The organism is Sphingomonas crocodyli (assembly GCF_004005865.1).
GTDB classification, from domain to species: Bacteria; Pseudomonadota; Alphaproteobacteria; order Sphingomonadales; family Sphingomonadaceae; genus Rhizorhabdus; species Rhizorhabdus crocodyli.
Window position 1 is genome coordinate 413,643 of the sequence record NZ_SACN01000001.1, and the last position, 18,821, is coordinate 432,463.

Consider the following 18,821-nt stretch of genomic DNA (forward strand, 5'->3'; position numbering starts at 1 on the left):
GTCTCTCGATGCGGCCGGGCCGGACCGATGGCGGGGGCGCATTCGTTCGATGCTGTATCAGTTTTATCAGGGTCTCAGCGACATCATGGAGCCGATGCGCATGGTCGCGTCGGCGGGGCTCGCCACGCGGCCGGCGCTGGGCAACTGGGCCGAAGCGCCGCTGGCGCGCAGTTGGTTCGCGGCGCTCGACATGGCGGCGAACACGCGGCTGACCCACAATCGCCCGTCGTACAAGATTGATTCGGTCCTGTCGGGCAACCGCGAAGTGCCGGTGCGGGAGGAGGTCGTCCACTCGACCCCCTTCGGCAATCTCGTCCGCTTCGTGAAGGGCGGGGATGTGATGACCGAACAGCCCAAGGTGCTGATCATCGCCGCACTGTCGGGCCACTTCGCAACGCTCCTGCGCAACACCGTCTCGACGATGCTGCGCGACCATGACGTCTATATTACCGACTGGAAGAACGCCCGCGACATCCCCCTGTCCGCCGGCCAGTTCGGCTTCGACGAATATCTCGACCATGTGATCATGTTCATGGAGGAACTGGGGCCGGGGGCGCATATGCTCGCCGTGTGCCAGCCCTGCGTCCAGGCGCTGGCGGCGACTGCGCTGATGGCCGAGGACAAGCATCCCTGCACCCCGCGGAGCCTGACCCTGATGGGCGGCCCGGTCGACGTGCGGGTCAATCCCACCACGGTCAACGATCTGGCGACCAGCAAGCCGCTCGACTGGTTCGCCGACAACCTGATCACGCATGTTCCCTGGCGCTATGCGGGGGCGGGGCGGCGCGTCTATCCGGGCTTCCTGCAGCTGACTGCCTTCATGTCGATGAATCTTGGCCGGCATGGCGACAAGCTGCGCGCACTCTACCAGCATCTCGCCGATGGCGAGGAGGAGCAGGCGGAGGTGATCCGCGACTTTTACGACGAATATTTCGCAGTGCTCGACATGGCGGCGGAATATTATCTCGAAACGGTCGATCGCGTGTTCCAGCGCGTTTTGCTGGCCAAGGGCGAACTCGAATATCGCGGCCGCCGGGTCGATTGCTCGAAGATCCGCCGCACCGCCTTGCTCACGGTCGAGGGCGAGCGCGACGATATCTGTTCGGTCGGCCAGACCGCGGCGGCGCATGATCTCTGCTCCTCGCTGCGCCCGCACATGAAGCGGCACTATCTGCAGCCCGGCGTCGGCCATTATGGCGTCTTTTCGGGCAAGAAGTGGGATAACCAGATCTACCCGCAGGTCCGCGCCTTCATTCTAGGCGCTGCCTAGTTTGTTTTAGCCCTCAGGCGCCGGGCGGGCGGCATCCGCCGCCCTTGGCTTTCCTCGCAATAAGCTTCGGCGCAGCCAGCGCGGGGCGCTGGCGAGCACGGAGCTCGGGCGCGCGTTTGCGCTTGCGGAGCCTGCGGCTCCGACGATGAGCTCGACCTCGGAATGCGCAGCGTTTCGCAAGGCCGAACGGCCGCCGCGCCTTATTGGCGCGAAGTCAAGCCGAGCGGATGCTCGGCGCCCGGCGTCTGAGGGCTAATCAAAAAACCCCAAACAAAAAAAGGGCCGATCCCGAAGGACCGGCCTGGAAAGTTTTAGGAGAGGATGCCTGAAAGGCAGTTTCTTTGTGCACCTGCGAACGGATTGGATCAAGCATTTTTTTGCTATGCAGCAAAAATATGGTGCGAAGCCGTTGATATCGAGCAACATTTTTCCTGACATTGGCTTCAATAACGTCAGAAACTCGTTTCACCTTCGCAATTGCGGCGGGGCGACTTTGGCGGAATTCCGGGCTTCTCCGCCATTTTGGTGGATTGGCTCTTTTCGGGCCTGTTAGGACGATGACAGCTTTCCTGGCCTAGGCCATGATCGGCGTGATGATGGTGCTGGATATGCTGGGGATCGGGCCGGACGGGGCCGAGGCGATTTGGCTGACCGTTCAGGTCGCGGTCGTCGGCGTCATCGCGAGTCTGCCGATCGGCATCGCGCTGGCGCTGCTGCTCGCGCGGGTCGAATTTCCGGGCAAGATGCTGGTCGACGGGCTGGTCCATCTACCGTTGGTGCTGCCCCCCGTCGTGACCGGCTATCTGCTGCTCGAAGCCTTCCTGCCGCACGGGCCGATCGGGGCGCCGCTGCGCGAATGGTTCGGCCTGTCGGTGCTGTTCCACTGGACGGGGGCGGCGATCGCGGCGGCGGTGATGGGCTTGCCGCTGATGGTGCGCACAATCCGCCTGTCGATCGAGGCGCTCGATCCGCGCATCGAACATGCGGCGCGCAGCCTGGGCGGCGGGCGCTGGCATGTGTTCCGCACGATAACGCTGCCGATGGTGACGCCCGGCATCGCGGCAGGCACCGCTTTGGCCTTCGCACGCAGCCTTGGTGAGTTCGGCGCGACGATCACCTTCGTATCGAACATTCCCGGCGAAACCCGCACCCTGCCGATCGCGATCTACAGCCTGCTGCAGATGCCGGGGACGGAGGCGGAGGTGATGCGCCTGTCGATCGTGTCGATCATCCTGTCGCTGGGTGCACTCGTCCTCGCCGAATGGCTCGTGAAGAGGCGTGCGGCATGAGCTTTGACGTCGCGATCGGCCGGATGCTGGGCGGCAAGCGTTTCGCGTTCGATTTCCGCGCGGGCGCGGGGCTGACGGCGGTGCTGGGGCCGTCGGGCGCGGGCAAGACGACGTTGATGGACATGATCGCCGGAATCGCCCTGCCCGACAGCGGGCGGATCGCGGTGGGCGGACGCACGCTCTACGATCGCGCGGGCGGGATCGCGATCCCGATCGAGGAACGGCGCTGCGGCTACATCTTTCAGGACGGGCGGCTGTTCCCGCATCTCAGCGTCGGTCGCAATCTCGAATATGGCGCGCGGCTGGCGGGGGATCGCGTGCCCCCGATCGGCTTCGACGCGCTGGTCGATCTGCTGGGTCTGCGCCCGCTGCTCGATCGCAAGCCGCGCACCTTGTCGGGTGGAGAGGCACGGCGTGTCGCGATCGGGCGCGCTTTGCTGGGCTGCCCGGCGTTCCTGCTGATGGATGAGCCGCTGACCGGGCTGGACGGCGAGATGAAGCTTGATGTGATCGCGATGATCGCCGAGCTGCGAGATCGGCTGACCCTGCCGATCCTGCTGGTCAGCCACGACCGCGACGAGGTCGAGCGGCTTGCCGACAATATCGTGCTGATCGATGAAGGCGCGGTGATCGCGGCGGGGGAGGCGAATGCGATCCTGTCCGATCTGTCGCTGCCGCTCGCCCGCGCCGGCGATGCTCTGGTGATCCTGAAGGCCGAACCGGTCGGGCACGATGCCGATTATGACATCACCACCTGCCGGATCGGCGAAACCCTGCTGCAGGTGCCGGGCCGCTGGGATGGCGCGCCGACGGTGCGGCTGCGCATCCGCGCGACCGACGTCACTTTGTCGAAGGACAAAGCGATCGACAGCGCGCTCAACCGCCTGACCGCCCGGATCGTCGGCGCCGAACGCACCCGCACCGCGCAGATGCGTGTGGTGCTGAGCTTGGGGGAAAGCGAGGACGGGCCCCGCCTGCTCGCCAGCATCACGCGCAAATCCTGGGATATGCTGGGGCTGGCGATCGGCGACAGGGTGGAGGCGGCGATCAAGGCCGCCGCCCTGGCCGAGAGACGGCGTGGTTAGCCCAACTTGCCGTATTTGGCTTCGAAGCCGATCGTGTCGTCCTGTTCCAGGAAGCGTGCCTGATCGACCCACTGGTCGCGATGGATGCGGCCTTTGAAATTGCCCATGCGCGCGTCGACTTCGCCGGCCTGCGCGGGATCGAGCGCGGCGAGCTGCGAATAACGGTGGATGCCGATGCTGTTCAGCATCGCCTGCGCCTTGGGGCCGAGGCCCTTGATGCGGGTCAGGTCGTCGGGATTGCCATCGGGATTCAGATCGACGCCGACGACGGGGCCGGCGACGTCGAGCACCGCGGCGGCGGCGCTGTCGGCGATGCCGCTATGCGCGGGTTCGGCGGGCTTGGCGACCGGCGTGACCGGCTTGGTGGCCGCAGCCGGCGGCACCTGCGCGGTGGGCTTGCGGGTCAGCAGGAAGATGACGGCGATCACCAGCACGATCGCGATCGCGATGATGATGAGGGTGGTGTTCGACATATTATGCCCTTCTTGGTCTCGGCCGGAGTGCCGACAATCGTGCTGACACCCCGTCTCCTCTCAAATGATCCGGCGGCTCAACCGTTCCGCTGCCGTGCCATTTCGCGCCAGCCGATATCGCGCCGGCAGAATCCGCTGGGGAAATCGAGTGCATCGACCGCGGCATAAGCGGCATCGCGCGCGCGGCCGATATCGCCCTCGATCGCGGTGACGTTCAGCACGCGTCCGCCGTTCGCCACCAGCCCGCCCGCGCCCTTATAGGTGCCGGCGTGGAATATCTTGGCGCCCTTCTCCTCGGCCTCGACGATATTGCGGATATGCCCGCCCTTCGCCGGGGTGCCGGGATAGCCGTTCGCCGCCATCACCACGGTCAGCGCGGTATTGGGCGACAGGCTGGGCCGCGCGATCTCCGCCAATTTGCCCTCGGCGACCGCGAGCAGGATCGGCAGGATGTCATCCTCTAGCCGCATCATCAGCACCTGGCATTCGGGATCGCCGAAGCGGGCATTATATTCGATCAGCTTGGGGCCATCGGCTGTCAGCATCAGCCCGGCATAGAGGACGCCGGCATAAGGCATGCCCGCCGCCGCCATCGCGCGGACGGTCGGCTCGACGATCTCGGCCATCGCGCGGGCTTCGAGTTCGGGGGTCAGGACGGGCGCGGGGCTGTAGGCGCCCATGCCGCCGGTGTTCGGGCCGACATCGCCGTCGCCGACGCGCTTGTGATCCTGCGCCGATCCGAAGGGGACTACCGTCTTGCCGTCGGTCAGCGCGAAGAAGCTCGCCTCCTCGCCGGTCAGGAATTCCTCGATCACCACTTCGGCGCCCGCTGCGCCGAAGCCGCCGTCGAACATATCTTCCAATGCCGCCTCGGCATCTGCCGATGTTTCGGCGATCACGACGCCCTTGCCCGCCGCCAGGCCATCCGCCTTGATGACAACGGGCAAACCGAAGTCGGGCAACGCAGCCTTTGCAGAATCCACATTGGCGAAACGCTTATAGGCGGCGGTCGGGATATTTTCGCGAGCGCACAGATCCTTGGTAAACCCCTTGGACCCTTCGAGCTGCGCGGCCGCCTTGGTCGGCCCGAAGCACAGGATGCCGTTCGCGTGCAGCAGATCGGCGAGGCCGACGACCAAAGGCGCTTCGGGGCCGATCACGACCAACCCGACATTCTCGTCGCGCGCGAAGGCGAGGACCGATTCGATATGTGTCGGGTCCAGGTCGACACATTCGGCGACCTCTTCTATCCCCGGATTGCCGGGCGCCGCGTAGAGCTTGGTCAGCCGTTCGGATTGCGCCAGCTTCCAGGCGAGCGCATGTTCGCGGCCCCCCGATCCGAGCAGCAGGACGATCATGAACGACATTCCCCTCGACAGGCCCGGTTCGGGCGAAGGCCGCCTGTTAGCCGAGGAGTTGCCGGGCGACAACGCGCCTGCGCAAAGCGTGTCCGAACTGTCGGGCGCGTTGAAGCGATCGGTGGAAAGCCAGTTCGGCCATGTCCGCGTGCGCGGCGAGATCTCGGGGTTCAAGCGGGTCGCGTCGGGCCATTGCTATCTGGCGCTGAAGGATGACGGCGCCGTCATCGACGGAGTGATCTGGAAGGGGCAGGCGAACCTGCTGCGTTTCCGCCCCGAAGACGGGATCGAGGTGATCGCGACGGGGCGGCTCACCACCTATCCGGGCCGGTCCAAATATCAGATCGTGATCGATCGGATGGAGATTGCCGGTGCGGGCGCGCTGATGGCGTTGCTCGATCAGCGCCGCCGTGCACTGGCGGCCGAAGGGTTGTTCGATCAGGAGCGCAAGCGTCCGCTCCCCTTCCTGCCGCGCGTGATCGGGGTGGTGACGTCGCCGACGGGCGCGGTGATCCGCGACATCCTCCACCGACTCGAGGATCGCTGCCCAACGCGTGTGATATTGTGGCCGGTGCTGGTGCAGGGCGAGGGGGCTGCGACGCAGGTGGCCAATGCGGTGCGCGGTTTCGGCGCGCTAGCACCCGACGGGCCGATCCCGCGCCCCGACCTGCTGATCGTCGCGCGTGGCGGCGGATCGATCGAGGATTTGTGGACCTTCAATGAGGAGGCAGTGGTTCGCGCCGTCGCCGAATCCCCGATCCCGATCATCTCGGCCGTGGGGCATGAGACCGATACGACGTTGTGCGATTTCGCGGCCGATCTGCGCGCGCCGACGCCGACCGCGGCGGCCGAGATCGCGGTGCCAGTGCGCGCCGATCTGGCCCATCACATCCGCGAACTGGGTGCGCGCGCCGGACGGCTGCTCGCCCGTTATCAAGAGCGGGCGGGCGAACGGTTCGAAGCGATCGCGCGATTGCTGCCCGGCCCGGCGCAATTGCTCGACGCGCGGCGCCAGCAGGTCGACGATCTGGGCGAAAGGGTGGGGCGCGGCCTCGAACGGCGGATCGCGATCGCGCGCGGCGATCTGGCGCATGCAGCAGGCGCGCTTCGGCCGGCCTTGCTCGCGCAAAGGCTGGCCCGAGCCACCGATCGCTTCGAAGCAATCCGCCTCGACCCGCAACTGGTTAAGCGCCGGATCGACGAGCGGCAGGATCGGCTCGACCGGATCTGGCGCCTCGCCGAAAGCCTCCATCCCGATCGCCCGCTGCGGCTCGGCTATGTCCGCGTCGAAAAGCGCGGCGGCGGCGTGGTGGCCAATGCGGATGCGGCGCGGGCGGCGGGGGCGCTGACGCTCCACTTCGCCGACGGTGCGGTCGATGTGCGCACCGATCGCGGCGGGAAAGCCCCGTCCGCGCCCGCCCCGGCGCAGCCCGACCTGTTCTAATCATGTCGCCGTCGCTATATCGGCGGCCGAGGAGTTTTCGATGCTGATGTCCCACAGCCGCCAGGCCAAGCTGCACTATCTCGCCAACGGCTTTCGCGTGCTGGTGCCCGGCGATCATGTCGTTTGCGCGATCAGCGGCGCGCCGGTCGCGCTCGACAATCTGAAATATTGGAGCGTGGCGCGGCAGGAAGCCTATGCCTCGGCCGAGGAAGCGACCGCTGCGGAACGCCGCGCTTGATCCGCCTTCGGGCGGGCGCGCTTACCGGCCTGATGCTGCTTGGCGGATGCGTCGCGCCCAGCGTGCCGCCGCCTCCGCCGCCCTCTGCAGCGCTGGCGCCCCCGCGTGCTCCGTCGATCATCGCCGCGACCAACGCCGATTTCGCGCTGAGCGGCCGGATCGAGCAGGGCGGGCTCGCCTTCGGAACGGTGCCGGCGGGCACGGTGGCGCTCAGCCTCGATGGCAAGTCGGTGCCCTTCGCATCGGATCGCCGCTTCCTGATCGGCTTCGATCGCGATGCGCCGATGGCGGCATCGCTGGTCGCGACGATGGCGGACGGGAGCCGGCGCCAACTCGCTCTGTCGGTCGCGCCGCATGCGTGGAAGATCGAGTCGCTGCCCACCTTGCCGCGCGGGACGACACCGACCCCCGAATTTCTCGCCCGCCGCAAGATCGAGCTCGATCGGATCATTGCCGCCCGCGCCACCGATACGGGCGCGCAGGGCTGGCGTCAGGCGCTCGCCTGGCCTGCCACCGGGCGGATCAGCGGCGTTTTCGGATCGCAGCGCATCTATGCGGGGGAGCCGGGGGCGTTCCACGGCGGGGTCGATGTCGCGCGGCCCACAGGCACGCCGGTCGCGGCGCCCGCCGATGGCGTGGTGGTTCTCGCCGCAGACGCGCCCTTCTCGCTGGAGGGCAATCTGCTGATGATCGATCACGGCATGGGGCTGAATAGCGCGTTCCTGCACCTGTCGCGGATCGGCGTTCGGCCGGGCGATGTCGTGCGGCGCGGACAGATTGTCGGCGCGATCGGGATGACGGGCCGCGCCACCGGCCCGCACCTTCACTGGGCGATGAAATGGCGCGATGCCCGCATCGACCCGGCGCCGCTCGCCGGGCCGATGCGGTGAGGATTGCTGCCTGAGGCCTACTGAACGCGGCGGAAGCGGACGCCGCGGTTGAAGCCGACTGAACCCAGATAGCTGCCCATCATCGCCTTCTTGATTCGGATCTTGTCGCCCACCTTGGGAGCCGTCCCGAGGCCGTCCGGTGTTTCCCAGGTGCCAGCATCGTTGGCGAGGGTGAAGGACCAGCCGTTGCCGGCGCGCCGCACCGACTGAACGGTCGATTCGATTTCGGTCGTGTCGTCCTTCTCGTCGAGTTTCTTGCCGCCCAGCGAGAATTTGGGGAGTGTGAAACCGAACAGCGAGCGCCGCGTTTCCTGAACCTGCTTGCGGTCCATGATCACCAGATCATCGTTCTTTTCCGCGGTATCGAGGGCGACGACCTGCGCATCATAGCAGGCGAGGCGCTGGGTAGGGTCGGTGATCGTGCGACAGGCGACCAGCTTGTCGAACATCTCGGGCCGGCGAGGTTCGGGCGCTGCGACGACGGCGGGCGTGAGCAGCGCGGCAACGCAGGCCGAAAGCACGAATTTGGCGCGGTTCTGCAAAGCAATCTCCCTCGATTTGAAATATTATGACCCATTCGGGCGCAAGTGTAGCAATGAGATTTCGTGACTGTTGCAAAAAGGCGACAACTACGGTCCAACACGCTCCCCACATGAACGCCCGCTTTACAGCCCGATCCCATTTCTTGCACATCTGTTGCCATGCCTGAAAGGGGTGGGCGAGGTGTGCCAGCGCCAAACCCGATCCCGGAAAGGTTGAGCAGGGGGGCGTTTCAGCTCCGCTCACTCCAGAAAAGGGACTGGAAAGTGACGAATAACTTCAAGAAGACCGCCCGGTTCGGGCTCGGCGTTAGCGCCGCGTCGATCGCGCTGTCGATGGTCGCTACGCCTGCGTTCGCGCAGACCACGCCGGCCGAAGATACGACCGCAGCTGAAAGCGACGTCATCGTCGTCACCGGCTCGCTCATTCGCAACCCGAACCTGACGGCCTCGACCCCGGTCGCGAGCGTCGGCGAGAACGAAATCTCGCTGCGCCAGACCACGAACGCCGAACAGCTCATCCGTGACATTCCGGGTGTGGTTCCGAGCATCGGTTCGAACGTCAACAACGGCAACAACGGTACGTCGCTGGTCAACCTGCGCGGCCTGGGCTTCCAGCGTAACATCGTCCTTCTGGACGGTCAGCGCGTCATCCCCGCCGACTTCAACGGCGCGGTCGACCTTAACAACATCCCGGTTGCCCTGGTTCAGCGCGTCGACGTGCTGACCGGCGGTGCGTCGACCACCTATGGTGCGGACGCGATCTCGGGCGTCGTCAACTTCGTCACCCGCCCCGACTTCTCGGGCATGGACCTGCAGGTTCAGAGCGGCATCACCGAAAAGGGTGACGGCAACCAGGTCCGCGTCGACGTCACGCTGGGCGCCAACTTCGACGACGGCAAGGGCAACGCGATCCTGAGCCTGGGCTATCAGCAGGCCGACCCGATCTATCAGGGCGACCGTGATGCCGGCATCTTCGGCATCGGCACCACCAACGGTGTCGCCGCCGGTTCGTCGTTCACCTCGACCCCGACCGGCATCTCGACCGACACGGCCGATTTCCAGATCAGCCCGGACGGCACGTCGCTGGTGCCCTTCTATCAGGGCTTCAACTTCAACCCGTACAACATCTTCCGCACCCCGTTCGAACGCTTCAACATGTTCGGCAAGGCGCGCTACGAGATTTCGGACTCGGTTGAAGTCTATTCGCGCGGCATGTTCTCGAAGAACAAGGTTTCGACGATCATCGCGCCGTCGGGCATCTTCGGCGTTCCGCTGACCATTCCGGGCAACAACCCGTATCTGCCGGTCGGCATCCGCAACCAGCTCTGCGGCTTCGCCGGCATTTCGGCCGCGGCCTGCCCGACCGCGACGATCCCGCTTCCGGCGGTTTATCGCCGCACGGTCGAAGTCGGTCCGCGCATCAGCGAATACATCACGCAGCAGTTCGACATCAACGTCGGTGCGAAGGTCAACATCACCGACAGCCTGACGTTCGACATCTACGGCTCGCATGGTGAATCGGAGAACACCCAGACTCAGTCGGGCTACGTTCTCAACTCGCGCGTCCAGCAGGCGCTGAACGCGACCAACACCACGACCTGCCTGAACACGGCCAACAACTGCGTTCCGCTGAACCTGTTCGGCACGATCACGCCGGCGCAGGCCGCGTTCCTGAACGGCCAGAGCACGATCACCAACAAGACCGAGCTTTCGCAGGTCCACGGTGTGCTCAGCGGTGACTTCGGCTTCACCTCGCCGGCGGCTTCGGAGCCTGTCGCGTTCGCGGTGGGTGGCGAATATCGCAACTACACGGCGCAGCGTATCCCCGACATCCTGGCGCTCGTCCCGGGTGAACTCGGTGGCGCCGGCGGCGCGATCCTCCCGCTGAACGGCGGCTACGACGTCCGCGAAGCGTTCGGCGAATTGATCGCCCCGCTCGTTGCCGACAAGCCCTTCTTCCATGAGCTGACCGTCGAAGCCGGCGTTCGCTATTCGAAGTACAAGGTCGACACCGCAGGCAGCCCGAAGTTCAGCGCCACGACCTACAAGTTCGCTGGCACCTGGGCTCCGGTCGAAGCGCTCAAGATCCGCGGTAACTATCAGCGCGCGGTTCGCGCCCCGAACATCGGCGAACTGTTCGCGCCGGTCGTCACGGGCCTGACCAACCTGCTGGTCGATCCGTGCGCCGGTGCGGCGCCGACCACCAACGCCAATCTGCGTGCGATCTGTCTCGCGCAGGGTGCGCCGGTCGGCTCGATCGGTGCGATCCAGAACCCGAGCGCTGGCCAGGCCAACGTCACGGGCGGCGGCAACCCGAACCTGCAGCCGGAAAAGGCGAACAGCTACACCATCGGTGTCGTGCTGCAGCCGCGTGAGTTCCTCCCGAACTTCACGCTGACGGTCGACTACTACAACATCGACGTGAAGAACGCGATCACGGCGGCCACCCCGGCCGACATCATCAATGCGTGCTTCGGCAACATCACGGCTTCGTCGGCCACCTCGGCTGCCTGCACCGGCATCCGTCGTAACGCCGCCAACGGCCGTCTGAGCGGCACGTCGACCGCGACCAACCCGATCCTCGGTCTCCCCGGCCCGCTGACCAACAACGGCCGCCTGAAGACCGACGGTATCGATCTCGCGCTGAACTACTCGTACGACTTCGATGTCGTGAAGCTCGGCCTGAACTTCCAGGGTAACTGGACGCACAAGCAGACCTTCCAGGCGTCGTCGACCGCCTATGCGCGTGATTGCGTTGGCTACTACAGCGCCAACTGCGCCTCGATCCAGCCGGAATATTCGTTCACGCAGCGCACGACCCTGTCGTTCGACAGCGTGGACCTGTCGCTCCTGTGGCGCTGGATCGACAAGGTCGAGTATGAAGGAGCGGCCTCTGACTTCCTGGCTCGTGGCTTCACCGCTGCGAACCGCCGGATCTTCAGCGGCACCGTCACGGGCCCGAGCCCGCTGGCCGGCAACACCTACGACTTCAACCGCATCAAGGCGTACAGCATCTTCGATCTGACCACGCGCGTCAGCGTGACGGACAACCTCGAAGTGACGCTGTCGGCGATCAACCTGTTCGACAAGAAGCCGCCGATCGTCGGTGGCACGACGGGTTCGACCTCGTACAACAGCGGTAACACCTATCCGTCGACCTACGACGCGATCGGCCGCCGTTACTCGGCGACCGCCCGCCTGAAGTTCTAATCCGAACTTCGACGGTCAAAAAATGGGGAGGCTCTCGAAAGAGAGCCTCCCTTTTTTATGCCTGATTGTCGGAAGCGGCCGGGTGATGCCCGCGACCGGAAATTCTCAGCGCAGCAGAGCGCCGTCGAGATCCATCGGAACGCCGGCAGATTTGGCGATGGCGAGCGCCCATTCGGTCACCTTGCCGATTTCGTCGCCATGTAGCGCCTGCGCCTCGACCCGATCAGCCTCGCGCTGACCGGTGGCAAAGGCGCTGCCGTCCTTAGAATTGCGACCGAACACATCCCCGACCACCGCCGGATAGTCGACCACACCACCGAGGCCGAGGAACTGTTTGCACGCTTCGAGCGCCTCGACCGGCCGCGCGGTCAGCAAATCGCTGTTGAGCGTCCGCACCCGATCGGGCCAGCGGCGCACCATCTCCGCGAACAAAGCCTGCTGCGCGAGCCAGCCGACCGCGGCCGCCTGCAGATCGGTGTGGAGCAGATAATCGCGCTGTTCGAAGCCCAGCCGCACCATCCCCTCGACCAGCTGGCGCGACAGCAGTTCGCGAACCCAGAGCCGCCCCCACATTCCTTTGCGCGCGATCGATCCGATGAACGCGCCGAGCGGGGCATGAAGCAGGATCGCCTTGGCATCGGGCCGCATCGACATCATCGCACTGGCCAGGCCGTTCACGATGTTGGACGGCTTGACGATCATTGCCTCGCCTTCCTCGAACGGGCGCGCCAGCAGGGTCAGCGATCGATCGAGGATTTCGCCGATCCGTTCGGGCTGCGCGCCACGATGCCGCCAGCCGACGATGTCGTTCAGGATCACCGGCTCCTTAAGTCCGGACGCCGATCCGCGCTGGTCCAGCGCATTGACCAGCAGGGTCGAGCAACAGTAAGCCGAATGGAATATGAAATGCAGCGGCGCCGCCGGCGCGGACACGGCAATGTCGGCTTTCGACGCAACCAGAGGCTCGCCGGCCTGCGGCATATTCTCGTCGGTCAGGAAGGGGACGGATTGTCTCTGCGCGCGATCGGTGACGACGAACTGGAAGGCGTCATGATCGGGATCATAACGATGGGCGAGCCATTCCGGGGTAAGCGGAAAGCCAAGGCTGGAAATGCTGATCATGGCCTAGCTGTGCAACCTTGGGCATCGCGAGGCAAGCCGCCGTTCGCCGCCGCCGCCACGACCGTCCTCCCGCATGAAGCCTGATTCCATGACCGTCGACGACCTTCTTACTTCGGCCGCGCGTGCGCGCGATGCGGGCGACGCAGTGGCCGAACGGCGCCTGCTCGATCAGGCGCTGGCGCTGGCACCCGACAATCCGATGATCCTCAACGCCTGCGGCATGGCGGCGTTGCGCGGGGGCGATCCGGCTGGCGCCCGGCGGCTGTTTCAGGCGGCGGCCACGCGCGATCGCGATCAGCCTGCTTTGTGGATCAACGTGGCGACGGCGTGCCGCGCGCTGAATGACGATGCGGGCGAACAAGGCGCACTTGAGCAGGCGCTGACGATTGATCGTCGCAATTTCATGGCGCAGCTACGCCTCGCCGAACTGCACGAACGGCAGGGCGATGCCGTTGCGGCGGCGATCGGGTGGAGCGCGGTGGTGCAGCTTGCCCACGCGGTCGAACAAAAGCCGCCGATCGTGATCGATGCACAGCGCCGGGGTGAGGCTTTCCTCTCCGCCCATAATCGCCGGATCGATGCGCGCCTCGATGCACTGGTGGGCGACAAGGTCGAGACGATGGGCGACGCCGCGCGCCGCTTCCGCGCCTGCGTCGATCACAGCCTGGGCCGTCGCCGCATCTACACGAACCAGTGTGCTGGGCTGCATTATCCCTTCCTGCCCGCCGACGAATTCTTTGATCGCAGCCACTTTCCCTGGCTGGCCGATTTCGAGGCGCGGACCGACGCGATCGCGGCGGAGGCGATCGCGATGTTGCGCGGCGCGGGGCCGATGATCCGGCCTTATGTTCAGATGGATGCCGGTTCGCCCGAAACCAAATGGTCGGGCCTCGATGGCTCGCTCGACTGGAGCGCATGCTTCCTGTGGGAATATGGCGTGCGCAACGATCCGGTGTGCGCGGCATGCCCCGAAACGGCGGCGGCGTTGGCGGCGATCCCGCAGACCAACATTCCCGGCAAGGCGCCTTCCGCCTTCTTCTCGATCCTGCGCCCCGGCGCGCATATCCCGCCGCATACCGGCGTCACCAACACCCGCGCGATCATCCATCTACCGCTCGTCGTGCCGGGTGGCTGCCGCTTCCGCGTCGGCGGGGAGACGCGCGAATGGCGGGTTGGCGAAGCCTTCGCCTTCGACGATACGATCGAACATGAGGCGTGGAACGACAGCGACGAGATACGGATCGTCCTGATCCTCGACGTCTGGAATCCCTATCTCACTACCGACGAACAGCAACTTCTGGCCGCCTTCTTCGAAGCCGCCGACACGCCGGTCGTCTAGTCCAGCGCCGCCTTAACTTCGGCGAGGAAGGGCGCATAATTGCGCCACCGGCCCGACGATCGGTTGTGGAGCGGCTGACGAACCTGCCAGCTGCTCGCCGTCCGAACCGATGCTTCGCTGGGCTTCTGCGACAGACAGGCTTCGTCCCAGTCGAGGTCGCAAAATGCCAGAAGTCCTTCGACCACCGGCTGCGGATCGGCAACCAGCCGATCATAATCGAGATCGAAAATATCGTCGGGATAGAGCGTCGCCCAATGCGCCATCAGCCGGCGATAGGCGCGGATATAATGGACGATGTCGCCCAGATCGTTGCCATAGGCGACCCCGTCGGCGAAGTTCAGCGCGTAGATCGACACCAACGTGTCGATCGGATCGCGCCGCGTGTGGATGATCTTTGCAGTGGGGAACAGCGTCTTGATCAGCCCGATATGTAGGAAATTGTCGGGCCGCTTGTCGGTGACGATGCCTGCGCCCGCGCGCAACGGTGCAACCTCGCGCAGATATTGGTCGCGCAGTTCGGCGAGCAGATCCGGCGTCGCGGTGGTAAGCGTGTCGGGATAGGGCGACAGGCGCTGCGCGACGATCGCGGGCAGCGCCTCCAGTTCGCCGCCGGCCGCGACATCGCGATGGCGCGCGAGCACCTGTTCGGCCAGCGTCGATCCCGATCGGAACATGCCGCAGATGAACAAGGGCGGCGCATCCTCTCCCGCCGACAGCGCGGGGGGCAGCTTCGTCGCGATCAACGCATCGATCAGGCGGTCGTGCGCCGCCTTCGAATAGGCTTCAGCAGGCGGACGCAGCCGGCGCGCGCCATCATTGGCCGATCGCAGCGCCGCCCATGCCTCTTCATACTGGCCGGCGGCATCGAGCGCATTGCCCAGCGCGAAGCCGATCTCGGCCGCATCCTCGGGGTGCAGCCGGTGCTGCAGCGCCTTGCGCAGCGATGCCACCGCGCGTTCGGGCGCCTGCTCGAACTGGTCGATCGCCGCGGTCCGCGCGAGCGCGCGGCCGTTGAGCGGATCGAGCGCGAGGACACGGGCATAGGCAGCGCGCGCCTCCGCCCGGCGTCCATGATCCTCATGGATATGGCCGAGATTGAGCAAGGCGATCACGTAGCGGGGGTTGGCGCGCAATGCGGCTTCGAGTTCGACGACCGCCTCGGCATCGCGCTGCAGATGATCGGACAGGATCGCTGCGCGGTTGACATGCACCTCCTCGGGCTGCTGGACGCGGAGCGTCAGCGCGCGCGCATAGGCATCCAGCGCCGGCTCGAATCGCCGCAGGCAACGCAGCACATAGCCATAGTTGAACCAGTCGTTCGCACTGTCGGGGCGGGCCGCCAGCAGCGCGACATAGGCGTCCGCCGCGGGTTCGTAGCGCCGCTGCGACAGCAAGATGGCAGCCTGTCGGCCCAGGGTGGCGATATCAACCGTTTGCGAAGTCATCTCGTCCCCAATGTCACCCGTTAAACCCAAGCAATCCGGCGGCGATCCGTTGATGGGCGTTTGGCGATGTCATATAGTAAGCCATCCGAAACGGGGTAAGTCAGATGAAAGTTTTCGTTGGTATCGCGTTGCTCGTCGCCACCGCTTCCTCGGCGGCTTTCGCGGAAGACGCGCCGAAGGTGAAGGATCGTAAGTCGCCCGATTATGTGCGCTGCGTCAGCCAGGCCGAAACCGGCTCGCTGGTGAAGAAGCGCAAGACCTGCCGCACCAATGCGGAATGGGACAAGATCGAAGCCGCACAGCAGAATGATGCGAGCGATCTGGTCGAGCGGTCGCGCACCTTCATCGTTCCGGGCAGTTGATCGCCGCTTCCTGAAAAAAAGTGAGGCCGGGGTTTGATCCCCGGCCTCATTTTTATGCCGTCTTCAGTTCCAGTTTCCCATCGCCCTCATCGATCGTCAGGGACGATCCGTCGGGCACCTCGCCGCGCAGGATCGCGTCGGCCAGCGGATCCTGCAGATATTTCTGCACCGCACGCTTCAACGGCCGCGCGCCATAGACCGGATCGTAACCGACCCGCCCCAACCACGCCCGCGCGCCGTCGGTCAGCTCCAGCCGGATCTTGCGATCCTTCAGCAGCTTGGCGACGCGGCCCACCTGGATGTCGACGATCGGCCCCATATGGCCGGCCGCCAGACGGTGGAACAGGATGATCTCGTCCAGGCGATTGAGGAATTCGGGGCGGAAATGCGCCCGCACCACCTCCATCACCTGATCCTCGACGCTCTCGACCGCCTGATCGTCGGAAAGGTTCGCCAGATACTGGCTGCCCAGATTCGACGTCAGGATGATCAGGGTGTTCGAGAAATCGACCGTGCGACCCTGCCCGTCGGTCAGCCGCCCGTCGTCCAGCACCTGCAGCAGGATGTTGAACACGTCACCATGCGCCTTTTCGACCTCGTCGAACAGGACGACCTGATAGGGACGCCGGCGGACAGCCTCGGTCAGCACGCCGCCTTCCTCATAGCCAACATAGCCGGGAGGGGCGCCGATCAGGCGGGCGACGCTGTGCTTCTCCATGAACTCGCTCATGTCGATGCGCACCATCGCGCTGTCGTCGTCGAACAGGAAACCGGCCAACGCCTTGGTCAGCTCGGTCTTGCCGACGCCCGTCGGCCCCAGGAACAGGAAGCTGCCCAGCGGCCGGTTCGGATCCTGCAGGCCCGCGCGTGAACGGCGGACGGCGCGGGCGACGGCCTCGACCGCGTCCTTCTGCCCGATCACGCGCTTGCCGAGTTCGGCCTCCATGTTGAGCAGCTTTTCGCGCTCACCCTCCAGCATCTTGTCGACGGGAATGCCGGTCCAGCGGCTGACGACCGAGGCGATATCCTCCGCCGTCACCTCCTCGCGTAGCATCGCGCCCTCGGACGCGGCCTGCGCTTCGGCAAGCTGCTTTTCGAGGCCGGGGATCGTGCCGTAGCTCAGCTCACCGGCGCGGGCGAGATCGCCCTGGCGCTGCGCCTGATCGAGCGCGTTGCGCGCGGCGTCGAGCTGTTCCTTGATCTTCGCCTCGGCGTTGATCTTGTCCTTCTCGGCGGTCCAGCGCGTCGTCAGCGCCGCCGACTGCTCCTCCAGATCGGCCAGGTCGGTTTCGAGCGTCTGCAGCCGGTCGGCCGACGCCATGTCGGTCTCCTTCTTCAGCGCCTCACGCTCGATCTTCATGCGGATGATCCGCCGATCGAGCGCCTCGATCTCCTCGGGCTTGGATTCGACCTCCATGCGCAGCCGCGACGCGGCCTCGTCCATCAGGTCGATCGCCTTGTCGGGCAGGAAACGGTCGGTGATGTAGCGGTTGCTGAGCGTCGCGGCGGACACCAGCGCGCCATCGGTGATCCGCACGCCGTGGTGCAGTTCGTACTTGTCCTTGAGGCCGCGCAGGATCGAAACGGTGTCCTCGACCGTCGGCTCGCCCACGAAGACGGGCTGGAACCGCCGCTGGAGCGCCGGATCCTTCTCGACATATTTGCGATATTCGTCGAGCGTGGTCGCGCCGATGCAGTGCAGTTCGCCACGTGCCAGCGCAGGCTTCAGCAGGTTGCCCGCATCCATCGCGCCTTCGGATTTGCCCGCGCCGACCAGCGTGTGCATCTCGTCGATGAACAGGATGATGTCGCCCTCGGCGCCCTTCACCTCGTCGAGCACTCCCTTCAGCCGTTCCTCGAACTCGCCGCGATATTTCGCGCCCGCGATCAGGCTGCCCATGTCGAGCGCCATCAGCTTGCGGTCCTTCAGGCCATCGGGCACGTCGCCATTGGCGATGCGCAGCGCAAGGCCTTCCGCGATCGCGGTCTTGCCGGTGCCGGGCTCGCCGATCAGGACGGGGTTGTTCTTGGTGCGGCGGGCGAGGATCTGGATCGTGCGGCGGATTTCCTCGTCGCGGCCGATCACGGGGTCGAGCTTGCCGTCGCGCGCCGCCTGCGTCAGATCGCGCGCGAACTTCTTCAGCGCGTCATAGCGGTCTTCCGCGCCCGCGGTGTCGGCGGTGCGGCCGCCGCGCAGATCGTTGATCGCGGCATTGATCGCCTCGGGCTTCGCGTTCGCAGCCTGCAGCGCCTTGCCGGCGGCGGTGTTGAGGCTGAGCGCGAGTGCGACGAGCAGCCGTTCGACCGTGACGAAGCTGTCGCCGGCCTTCTGCGCGATCTGTTCGGCCTGATCGAGCACGCGGACCAGATCATTGTCGATGCCTGGGGTCTGCTGCGCGCCCGAACCGCTGACGGCCGGGATCTTCGCGAGCGCGGCATCGGTCTCGCTCAGCGCGCGCTTGGCGTCGCCACCGGCCTTGTCGATCAGGCCCGATGCCATGCCCTGTTCGTCTTCGAGCAAGGCTTTCAGCAGATGTTCAGGCGAAATCCGCTGATGGCTCATCCGGATCGCGACGGTCTGCGCCGACTGGAGGAAGCCCCTGGCGCGGTCGGTGAATTTCTCGAGGTTCATTCGTGACACCCTGTTGCTTATAGGCCCGATATGGTGTGACTTTTCGGCAACACAAGCCCGATCGGCGCAAAGATTGCCGTCGCGGCGAACAACGCTATTCTCGACACTTAGTCCATTTGCGG

Annotated in this window: 15 protein-coding genes; 9 read left to right on the plus strand and 6 right to left on the minus strand. The window is 65.5% G+C overall.

Annotation, left to right across the window (positions count from 1 at the left end; all coding sequences use genetic code 11):
- Positions 1–49: 49 nt before the first annotated feature.
- The 3 genes from EOD43_RS02085 to modC all read left to right on the plus strand — a co-directional run bounded on the left by EOD43_RS02085 (position 50) and on the right by modC (position 3,644).
- Positions 50–1,270: a polyhydroxyalkanoate depolymerase gene (locus EOD43_RS02085; protein WP_127740633.1), complete on the plus strand. Its 1,221-nt coding sequence runs from the start codon at positions 50–52 to the stop codon at positions 1,268–1,270.
- Between the two features lie 593 nt (positions 1,271–1,863).
- Complete coding sequence (gene modB, locus EOD43_RS02090) at positions 1,864–2,559, plus strand: molybdate ABC transporter permease subunit (protein ID WP_240653045.1); 696 nt, start codon at positions 1,864–1,866, stop codon at positions 2,557–2,559.
- A complete protein-coding gene (gene modC / locus EOD43_RS02095) occupies positions 2,556–3,644 on the plus strand; it encodes a molybdenum ABC transporter ATP-binding protein (protein WP_164857057.1) in 1,089 nt (362 codons plus the stop codon). Before modB ends, modC begins: the two co-directional genes overlap by 4 nt.
- Here modC and EOD43_RS02100 read toward each other — a convergent pair.
- Together EOD43_RS02100 and purD are read right to left on the minus strand one after the other, a co-directional pair.
- Positions 3,641–4,117 (minus strand): hypothetical protein, encoded by a 477-nt coding sequence (locus tag EOD43_RS02100; protein ID WP_127740637.1) that lies wholly within the window; start codon positions 4,115–4,117, stop codon positions 3,641–3,643. The two genes, modC and EOD43_RS02100, sit on opposite strands and share 4 nt — an antisense overlap.
- 77 nt (positions 4,118–4,194) lie before the next feature.
- Complete coding sequence (gene purD / locus EOD43_RS02105; protein ID WP_127740639.1) at positions 4,195–5,475, minus strand: phosphoribosylamine--glycine ligase; 1,281 nt, start codon at positions 5,473–5,475, stop codon at positions 4,195–4,197.
- Between purD and xseA the strand changes: the two genes are divergently transcribed.
- From xseA to EOD43_RS02120, 3 genes are read left to right on the plus strand one after another with little or no spacing between them, the layout of a single operon-like run.
- Entirely contained in the window at positions 5,474–6,919 is a 1,446-nt protein-coding gene (gene xseA / locus EOD43_RS02110; protein ID WP_127740641.1) for an exodeoxyribonuclease VII large subunit, read from the plus strand. The genes purD and xseA overlap by 2 nt on opposite strands.
- Before the next feature lie 40 nt (positions 6,920–6,959).
- The gene (locus EOD43_RS02115; protein WP_127740642.1) at positions 6,960–7,157 is read left to right on the plus strand and encodes a DUF2093 domain-containing protein; all 198 of its coding nucleotides are present in this window, start codon (positions 6,960–6,962) and stop codon (positions 7,155–7,157) included.
- A 32-nt stretch (positions 7,158–7,189) separates the two neighbouring features.
- Positions 7,190–8,047, plus strand: coding sequence for a M23 family metallopeptidase (locus EOD43_RS02120; protein WP_127744580.1), 858 nt, complete (start codon positions 7,190–7,192; stop codon positions 8,045–8,047).
- Positions 8,048–8,064: 17 nt separating this feature from the next.
- On the opposite strand, the gene EOD43_RS02125 is transcribed toward EOD43_RS02120, so the two are convergent.
- Positions 8,065–8,589 (minus strand): hypothetical protein, encoded by a 525-nt coding sequence (locus EOD43_RS02125; protein ID WP_127740644.1) that lies wholly within the window; start codon positions 8,587–8,589, stop codon positions 8,065–8,067.
- Between the two features lie 333 nt (positions 8,590–8,922).
- Here EOD43_RS02125 and EOD43_RS02130 point away from each other — a divergent pair, with 333 nt between their 5' ends.
- Positions 8,923–11,799, plus strand: coding sequence for a TonB-dependent receptor domain-containing protein (locus tag EOD43_RS02130; RefSeq protein WP_206363533.1), 2,877 nt, complete (start codon positions 8,923–8,925; stop codon positions 11,797–11,799).
- Between the two features lie 105 nt (positions 11,800–11,904).
- Here EOD43_RS02130 and EOD43_RS02135 read toward each other — a convergent pair whose 3' ends face one another.
- Entirely contained in the window at positions 11,905–12,921 is a 1,017-nt protein-coding gene (locus EOD43_RS02135; protein WP_127740648.1) for a hypothetical protein, read from the minus strand.
- An 88-nt stretch (positions 12,922–13,009) separates the two neighbouring features.
- On the opposite strand from EOD43_RS02135, the gene EOD43_RS02140 reads away from it, so the two are divergent.
- Complete coding sequence (locus tag EOD43_RS02140) at positions 13,010–14,260, plus strand: aspartyl/asparaginyl beta-hydroxylase domain-containing protein (RefSeq protein ID WP_206363476.1); 1,251 nt, start codon at positions 13,010–13,012, stop codon at positions 14,258–14,260.
- On the opposite strand, the gene EOD43_RS02145 is transcribed toward EOD43_RS02140, so the two are convergent.
- Positions 14,257–15,705, minus strand: coding sequence for a tetratricopeptide repeat-containing sulfotransferase family protein (locus EOD43_RS02145; RefSeq protein WP_127740652.1), 1,449 nt, complete (start codon positions 15,703–15,705; stop codon positions 14,257–14,259). The two genes, EOD43_RS02140 and EOD43_RS02145, sit on opposite strands and share 4 nt — an antisense overlap.
- A gap of 104 nt (positions 15,706–15,809) precedes the next feature.
- Here EOD43_RS02145 and EOD43_RS02150 point away from each other — a divergent pair, with 104 nt between their 5' ends.
- Positions 15,810–16,067, plus strand: a complete 258-nt coding sequence (locus EOD43_RS02150; protein ID WP_127740654.1) for a hypothetical protein — start codon at positions 15,810–15,812, stop codon at positions 16,065–16,067.
- A gap of 52 nt (positions 16,068–16,119) precedes the next feature.
- Here EOD43_RS02150 and clpB read toward each other — a convergent pair whose 3' ends face one another.
- Positions 16,120–18,699: an ATP-dependent chaperone ClpB gene (clpB, locus tag EOD43_RS02155; RefSeq protein WP_127740656.1), complete on the minus strand. Its 2,580-nt coding sequence runs from the start codon at positions 18,697–18,699 to the stop codon at positions 16,120–16,122.
- Positions 18,700–18,821: the final 122 nt, after the last annotated feature.